Genomic DNA, 8,203 nt, shown 5'->3' on the forward strand with positions numbered 1-8,203 from the left:
GCGCCTCGCCGATCGCGCTGAGCATCGACGAGGCGGTGACCGGCTTGGTCAGCAGCACCGGTCGGCGCTGCGTGCCGGCCCCGGCCAGCGCCGCGGTCAGCGAGTCGTCGCGGCCGAAGGAGGTCACCAGCACCACCGCCGGCGGCGTCTGCAGCCGGCCGTCGCCGAGCTGGCGGGTCGCCTCCAGCCCGTCCACCACCGGCATCTGCCAGTCCATCAGCACCAGCGCGAAGGGCTGGCCGTCGGCCTGCGCCTGCTCGGCGTCGCGCACCGCCTCCGCGCCGTCGGCGGCGGTGGTGACGTCCAGGCCGAAGCTGGCGCCCAGCGTGGACAGGATCTCGCGCGCGGCGCGGTTGTCGTCGACCACCAGGGTGCGCAGTCGAGCCAGCTCGTGCGCCATCAGCGCGCGCCGCGCCGGCAGGTCCGAGCCCTCCGGCTGCAGCGCGAAGCGCGCGGTGAAGTGGAAGGTCGAGCCCTGGCCCGGCGCCGACTCGACCCAGATGCGGCCGCCCATCATCTCGACGAGCTGCTTGCAGATCGCCAGCCCCAGGCCGCTGCCGCCGTAGCGGCGGGTGGTCGAGCTGTCGGCCTGGCTGAAGCTCTGGAACAGCCGCGCCTGCTGCTCGGGCGTCATGCCGATGCCGGTGTCGCGGACGCGGAAATGCAGCTCGACCTCCGGCGTGCCGACCGCGTCCAGCGCGGCCGCGTCGCGCGCGCCGAGCGCGACCGACTCGATGCTGACGATGATCTCGCCGCGATCGGTGAACTTGGCGGCGTTGTTGCCCAGGTTCACCAGCACCTGGCCCAGCCGCAGCGGATCGCCGATCAGCGCGGTCGGCAGGTCCGGCGGCACGTTCAGCAGCAGCTCCAGTCCCTTGTCCTCGACGCGGAAACCGATCAGGTTGACCAGGTGGTCGAGCACGTCCTCCATGCGGAAGGGCACCTCCTCCAGGCTGAGCTTGCCGGCCTCGATGCGGCTGAAGTCCAGGATGTCGTCGATGACGCCCAGCAGGTTCTCGGCCGAGCGGTGCACCTTCTCGATGTAGTTGCGCTGGCGCGCATCCAGCCCGGTCTGCAGCGCCAGATGGGACATGCCGATGATCGCGTTCATCGGCGTGCGGATCTCATGGCTCATGTTGGCCAGGAAGTCCGACTTGGCCCGGGTGGCCTCCTCGGCATCCTCCTTGGCCTGGCGCAGCGCGTCCTGGGCGCGCTCGCGGTCCTCCAGCAGCGCCTCCAGCTGGCGGTGATGCGCCTGCAGCTCGAGGTCCTTGCGATCACGCGCCCGGCCGTGGGCCAGGCTGCGCAGCGAGGCCGCCAGCAGTCCGAAGGCCAGCAGCGCCACCAGCGCGGCGATGCCGACGCGGGTGGTCGTCGGCTCCAGCGCGTCCAGGTCGCCCAGCAGCACCAGCCGCCAGGGGCCGGCGGGATCGTTCCAGGCCACTTCGGCCTGGGCGGTGGCGTGGCGGGCACCGCCGACGGACACGGTCGGCGCGCGCGGCGCGAAGGGCAGGCTGTGGACGCGCGCCGGATCCTCGAAGAGCTTGCCGAACTGGCCGCTGGCTGTCAGCGTCCTGGAGCGCTCCGCGGTCGCGGCGCCGTCCAGGCTCATCCGCCATTCCGGACGGCTGGCGGCGATCACCACGCCTTGCGGCGACACCAGCAGCGCGCCGGCATAGCTGCGGGTGTCGAGGAAGCGGTCGAGCGTGTCGGCGTACTGGCGGGCGGCGATCACGCCGACGATCTCGCCGCTCTGGCCGGGCTGGCGATAGACCGGCGCGGCCAGCCAGAACGCGCGCTGGCCGGTGGTGATGCTGATGCCGGCGAAGACGTTGGGCTGGCCGCGCATCGCCTGGCGGTAGTACTGGCGGAAGGTCACGTCCAGGCCGATCGGCGACACGCCCTCGTCGTCCCAGGCCGCGATGATGCGGCCGCGGCTGTTGACGACGTAGGCCAGCTGCGCGCCGACGCTGGTGCCGATGACCTCCAGCGTCTCGAAGGCCGGGCGGGTGCGACGGGCGGCGTCGGTGTCGGTGAGCGCGGCGGCGTTCTTGAGGTCGGGATTGAGCTGGCCGGCCAGCACGACCGCGCCCATGCCCTTGCCGGTCAGCGTCAGGCCCTGGAGGGCGAGCGCCTCGCGCTGGGCGGCATTGGCCAGGGCATGCCGGAAATCGCGTTCGAGCGAGCGCCGGTGCGTCTCGCTCGCGGCGATGCCGAGCGCGACCGCCACGATGGCCGCCAGCAGCCACGCGGTCCGGCGATGTCCCAGCAGCCAGTCGGACACACGACCCATCCCTTTCCCTCCCTGGAAGACCCGGTCGGAGGCCGCCGGGCCGTGATGGATGAACGCCGGGGCAGTGTAGGGGAGGCGGCGCGGGGCGCAAGCCCCGAACTGGCCGTGGAAGGACGGGCTTTCACCGACATCCGGCAGACGCGTGGCCGCAGGGATCGCCCGGGTGTCCAGGGGGGCGGCGGCGCGGGGGCAGGGGTGTCGCACCGGAGCGGCGGGACGCGGGCTCGTCCTACAGCGGCCGGCGCCGGTCCTGGCTAGCATCGGCCGACATGGGCACGCCATCCAGCATCGAAGCGACCGAAGACGGGGCAGGGCGCGGCGACCTCGTGGTCGCGCGTCCCGAGGGCCTCTATTGCCCGCCCGGCGACTTCTACATCGACCCCTGGCGGCCGGTGGACCGCGCCGTGATCACGCACGGCCACAGCGATCATGCGCGCTGGGGCCATGCCCATTACCTGGCTCACCACGACAGCGCCGCCATCCTGCGACGCCGGCTCGGCGAGGACATCACGCTGCAGACCCTGGCCTATGGCGAGGCCATCGAGCACCACGGCGTGCGGCTGTCGCTGCATCCGGCCGGCCATGTGCTGGGATCGGCGCAGGTGCGGCTGGAACATGCCGGCCGGGTCTGGGTGGCCTCGGGCGACTACAAGCTGGAGGCGGACGGCACCTGCGCGCCGTTCGAGCCGGTGCGCTGCGACACCTTCATCACCGAGTCCACCTTCGGCCTGCCGATCTACCGCTGGCCGTCGCAGGCGGCGCTGTTCGCGGAGATCGACGCCTGGTGGCGGCGCAATGCCGAGGCGGGGCGCGCGTCGGTGCTCTATGCCTATGCGCTGGGCAAGGCGCAGCGGCTGCTGCATGGCGTGGATGCCTCGATCGGGCCGATCGTCAGCCATGGCGCCGTCGAGCCGCTGAATGCCGTCTACCGCGCCGCCGGCGTGCCCTTGCCGCCGACCTTCCATGCCGCCGATCCGGCGCTCGACAAGGCCGCGCTGTCGCGCGCGCTGGTGATCGCGCCGCCATCGGCCGCGCGCTCGCCATGGATGAAGCGCTTCGGCGCGGATCCGGCGGATGCCTTCGCCAGCGGCTGGATGCAGCTGCGCGGCACGCGCCGGCGGCGCGGTGTCGATCGCGGCTTCGTCGTCTCGGACCATGCGGACTGGCCGGGCCTGATGGCCGCGATCCGCGGCACCGGCGCCGAACGCGTCTTCGTGACCCACGGCAGCGTGCCGGTGCTGGTGCGCTGGCTCAACGAGCAGGGCCTGCTCGCGCAGGCCTTCGCGACCGAGTACGGCGAGGAGGACGACAGCGCCGCCGTCCCGGCCGGTCCGGACGACGGAACGCCAGCGCCGGCGCGCGAGGGCCTCATCGCGCAGGACGCGGCGGTCGACCAGCAGGTCCTCGATGCGCCGACACCGCAGGGCGAGCGCCACCGTCCAGGCGCCGCGGACGAGAGCCCGTCGTCATGAAGGCCTTCGCCGCGCTGTACCGCGAACTGGACGCGTCGACGTCCAGCCTGGCCAAGCAGGCCGCGCTGCAGTCCTACCTGCGCGAGGCGCCACCGGCGGATGCGGCCTGGGCGGTCTACTTCCTCGCCGGCGGCAAGCCGCGGCAACTGGTGCCGACCCGGCTGCTGCGGGAGCAGGCACGGCTGGCGGCCGGCCTGCCGGAATGGCTGTTCGACGAAAGCTACGAGGCGGTCGGCGATCTGGCCGAGACGATCGCGCTGCTGCTGCCCGAGCCCACGGAGGTGGTCGAGCGTCCGCTGTCCGCCTGGATGACCGAACACCTGCTGCCGCTGCGCGGTCAACCGCCCGAGGCGCTCGCGCTGACGCTGCAGAGCCAGTGGGCCTCGCTGGCGGTCGAGCAGCGCTTCGTCTACTTCAAGCTGATCACCGGCGCCTTCCGCGTCGGCGTGTCGAAGCTGCAGGTGACGCAGGCGCTGGCGGCGGTCGGCGGCGTCGATGCCAAGCTGGTCGCGCAGCGGCTGATGGGCTACACCCATGTCGGCGCCCGGCCCACCGCGGCCGACCATGCCGCGCTGATCGCGCCGGCCGAGGCCGGCGCGGGCGAGGGCAATGCGCGTGGCCTGCAGCCCTATCCCTTCTTCCTCGCGCATCCGCTGGCCCTGCCGGTCGAGCAGTTCGACGCGGCGATCGGCCCCGCCGCGGACTGGCTGGTCGAGTGGAAGTGGGACGGCATCCGCGCGCAGCTGGTGCGGCGCGGCGGCGAGGTCGCGATCTGGTCGCGCGGCGAGGAACTGGTCACCGAACGCTTCCCCGAGCTGCGCACGATGGGCGAGGCGCTGCCCGATGGCCTGGTGCTCGACGGCGAGATCCTGGTCTGGCGCGACGGCCGGGCGATGCCCTTCGCGGAGCTGCAGCGGCGCATCGGTCGCAAGACGCTGGGCGCGAAGCTGCTGCGCGAGCTGCCGGTGGCGCTGTGCGTCTACGACCTGCTCGAGCAGGACGGCCAGGACCTGCGCGACCAGCCGCAGCACGAGCGTCGGACGCGGTTGGAGCGCCTGGTGGCATCGCATCCGTTGCCGGGCCTGGAGCTCAGTCCCCTCGTGGACGGCGCGGACTGGAGGGCGCTCGCGCAGACCCGCGAACAGGCCCGGGCGCTGGGCGTCGAGGGCATGATGCTCAAGCGGCGCGACGCGCGCTACGGCGTCGGCCGCACCAAGGATGTCGGCGTCTGGTGGAAGTGGAAGATCGATCCGCTGTCGGTGGATGCGGTGCTGATCTATGCGCAGCGCGGCCATGGCCGGCGCGCGAGCCTCTACACCGACTACACCTTCGCCGTCTGGAACGGCCCGCAGGACGATCCGGCGCGCCAGCTGGTGCCGTTCGCGAAGGCGTACTCCGGACTCACCGACGCGGAGATCCACGAGGTCGACGCGGCGATCCGCCGCACCACGATCGAGAGCTTCGGCCCGGTGCGCAGCGTGACGCCGACGATGGTGTTCGAGCTCGGCTTCGAGGGCATCGCCCGCAGCGGCCGGCACAAGAGCGGCATCGCGGTGCGCTTCCCGCGCATGCTGCGCCGGCGCGAGGACAAGCCGGTCGAGGAGGCCGACACCTTGCAGACGCTGCAGGCGTTGCTGCCGGCCGGGGGCGACGACGAGCCCGTCGTCCGCGCGGCGCCCCGGACCTCGCCGGCAACGCCGGCGCAGGGCCAGCTCGAAGACGTCGAAGACGCCGAAGACGCCGACGAGGCCACACCGTGAGCGCGAGGAAGGCCGGGAACGATGCGGAGGCCATGAGCAACGCGGACATCGCCCTCGACGCGGCTGCGGCGGACCGGGACCTGTCGATCGACGCCTGGCTCGCCGCGCAGGGCTGGCGATCGTTTCCGTTCCAGCGCCAGGTCTGGGACGAGATCGCACAGGGCCGCAGCGGGCTGCTGCATTCCAGCACCGGCAGCGGCAAGACGCTGGCGATCTGGCTGGGGGCGCTGGCGACGCTGCGCGATGCCATCGGCGGCGAGGCGCGCGCTCACGGCGGCAAGGCCGTCGCGCCGCCGCTGACGGTGCTCTGGATCACGCCGATGCGCGCGCTCGCCGCCGACACGCTGCGCGCCCTGACGCGGCCGATGGCGGCCTTCTGCCCGGGCTGGACGATCGGACTGCGCAGCGGCGACACCAGCTCCGCGCAGCGCGCGGCGCAGGACCGGCGCCTGCCCACCGTGCTGGTGACGACGCCGGAGAGCCTGTCGCTGCTGCTGTCGCGGGCCGATGCGCGGGAACAGCTCGGCCAGGCGCGGCTGGCCGTGGTCGACGAGTGGCATGAGTTGATGGGCAACAAGCGCGGCGTGCAGACGCAGCTGGCGCTGGCGCGGCTGCGCCGCTTCCGCGCCGAGCGCGACGCCCCCTTGATGACCTGGGGCCTGTCCGCGACGCTGGGCAACCTCGACGAAGCGCTGCGGACGCTGCTCGGCACGTCGGGCAGCGCGGACGCCGTGCTGGTCCGGGGCGAGACCGACAAGACGCTGGTCATCGACACTCTGCTGCCCACCACCGCGGAGCGCTTCGCCTGGGCGGGCCACATGGGGCTGCGCATGCTGCCGCAGGTGGTCGAGGCGATCGAGGCCAGCGCCAGCTGCCTGGTCTTCACCAACATGCGCTCGCAGGCCGAGCGCTGGTACCGCGCGCTGCTGGAGGCGCGTCCCGACTGGGCCGGCGTGCTGGCGCTGCACCACGGCTCGCTGGATCGCGAGGTGCGCGAGTGGGTGGAGCTGGGCCTCAAGGAGGGCCGCGTCAAGGCTGCGGTCTGCACCTCCAGCCTGGACCTCGGCGTGGACTTCCTGCCGGTCGACCGGGTGCTGCAGATCGGTTCGGCCAAGGGCGTGGCCCGGCTGGTGCAGCGCGCGGGGCGCTCCGGCCATGCACCGGGCCGGCCGTCGCGGATCACGCTGGTACCGACGCACAGCCTCGAGCTGGTCGAGGCCGCCGCCGCGCGTGCGGCGGTGCGCGCCGGCCGCATCGAGGCCCGGCACAGCCCGCGCGAGCCGCTGGACGTGCTGGTGCAGCACCTGGTCACGGTGGCGCTGGGCGGCGGCTTCGAACCGGATGCGTTGCTGGCGGAGGTCCGCGGCACCGTCGCCTACGAGGAACTCGGCGAGGCGAACTGGCGCTGGGCGCTCGACTTCGTGCGACAGGGCGGGGCCTCGCTGACCGCCTACCCGGACTACCACCGCGTCGTGCCCGACGAGCACGGCGTCTGGCGCGTGCCGGATGCGCGGCTGGCGCGACGTCACCGGGTCAACATCGGCACCATCGTCAGCGACGCGTCGATCAGCGTGCAGTACCTGGGCGGCGGCAAGCTGGGCAGCGTCGAGGAGAGCTTCATCGCGCGGCTGCGCCCGGGCGACGCCTTCATGTTCAGCGGCCGCCTGCTGGAGCTGGTCCGGGTCGAGCAGATGACGGCGCTGGTGCGGCGCGCCACCGCCGGACGGGCCGCGCTGCCGCGCTGGAACGGCGGCCGCATGCCCCTGTCCAGCACCTTGGCCGACGCGGTGCTGCGCGAGCTGGCCGAGGCCGACGCGGGCCGCTTCGATTCGCCCGAGATGGCCTGCGTGCGACCGCTGATCGACATCCAGCGGCGCTGGTCCGGCGTGCCCGCGCCGGACGTGCTGGTGGCCGAGACCTTGAAGTCGCGCGAGGGCTGGCACCTCTTTCTCTATCCCTTCGCCGGCCGGCAGGTCCACCTCGGACTGGCCGGCCTGATCGCCTGGCGGGCGGCGCAGCCGGAGACCGGCACCTTCTCGATCGCGCTGAACGATTACGGCATCGAACTGCTCAGCGCCAAACCGATCGACTGGGCCGAGCGGCTGCCGGGCCTGCTCACCGTGCCGCCGCTGGAGACGCTGCTGCACGAGGTGCTGGCCAGCCTGAACGCGACGGAACTGGCGCGCCGTCGCTTCCGCGAGATCGCGCGCATCGCGGGACTGATCTTCCAGAGCCACCCCGGCGAGCGCCGCAGCAACCGCCAGTTGCAGGCCTCCGCGACGCTGTTCTTCGAGGTCTTCCAGCAGCACGATCCCGGCAACCTGCTGCTGGCGCAGGCCGAGCGGGAACTGCTGACGCAGGAGCTGGACGTGCGCCGCCTGGCCGAGGCGCTGGGCCGGATGGCGACGCAGACGCTGCAGGTGCATGCGCTGCGCAAGCCCACGCCGCTCGCGTTTCCGCTGATGGTCGAGCGCTTCCGCGAGAAGCTCAGCAACGAGTCGCTGGGCGATCGCATCGCGCGGATGGTCTCGGAGCTCGAGCGCAGTGCCGGCGGCGACGCGGTCGGCACCGCCCGCGAGCCGGCGGAGCGCGCGCTCGCCGTGTTCGCCAAGCAGGACTCGCCGCAGTTCGCGATCGCGTCGGTGCAGGAATCGCTCGCGCTGGAGACGCGCGGCGAG

4 protein-coding genes are annotated in these 8,203 nt (G+C 73.0%); 3 read left to right on the forward strand and 1 reads right to left on the reverse strand.

Annotation, left to right across the window (positions count from 1 at the left end; translation table 11 throughout):
- On the reverse strand, window positions 1-2,293 hold a 2,293-nt coding region (locus CS062_RS24445; RefSeq protein ID WP_233218239.1), incomplete at its 3' end, for an ATP-binding protein.
- 269 nt (window positions 2,294-2,562) lie between these two features.
- Here CS062_RS24445 and CS062_RS24450 point away from each other — a divergent pair.
- The 3 genes from CS062_RS24450 to CS062_RS24460 form a co-directional block, all read left to right on the forward strand.
- Window positions 2,563-3,765, forward strand: coding sequence for a ligase-associated DNA damage response exonuclease (locus tag CS062_RS24450; protein ID WP_099864421.1), 1,203 nt, complete (start codon window positions 2,563-2,565; stop codon window positions 3,763-3,765).
- Window positions 3,762-5,525, forward strand: coding sequence for an ATP-dependent DNA ligase (locus CS062_RS24455; RefSeq protein WP_099864423.1), 1,764 nt, complete (start codon window positions 3,762-3,764; stop codon window positions 5,523-5,525). The genes CS062_RS24450 and CS062_RS24455 overlap by 4 nt, the downstream gene beginning before the upstream one ends.
- A gap of 32 nt (window positions 5,526-5,557) precedes the next feature.
- On the forward strand, window positions 5,558-8,203 hold a 2,646-nt coding region (locus tag CS062_RS24460; RefSeq protein WP_099864425.1), incomplete at its 3' end, for a ligase-associated DNA damage response DEXH box helicase.

The sequence above is a fragment of the Roseateles chitinivorans genome, from assembly GCF_002761755.1.
Taxonomy (GTDB): domain Bacteria; phylum Pseudomonadota; class Gammaproteobacteria; order Burkholderiales; family Burkholderiaceae_C; genus Roseateles; species Roseateles chitinivorans.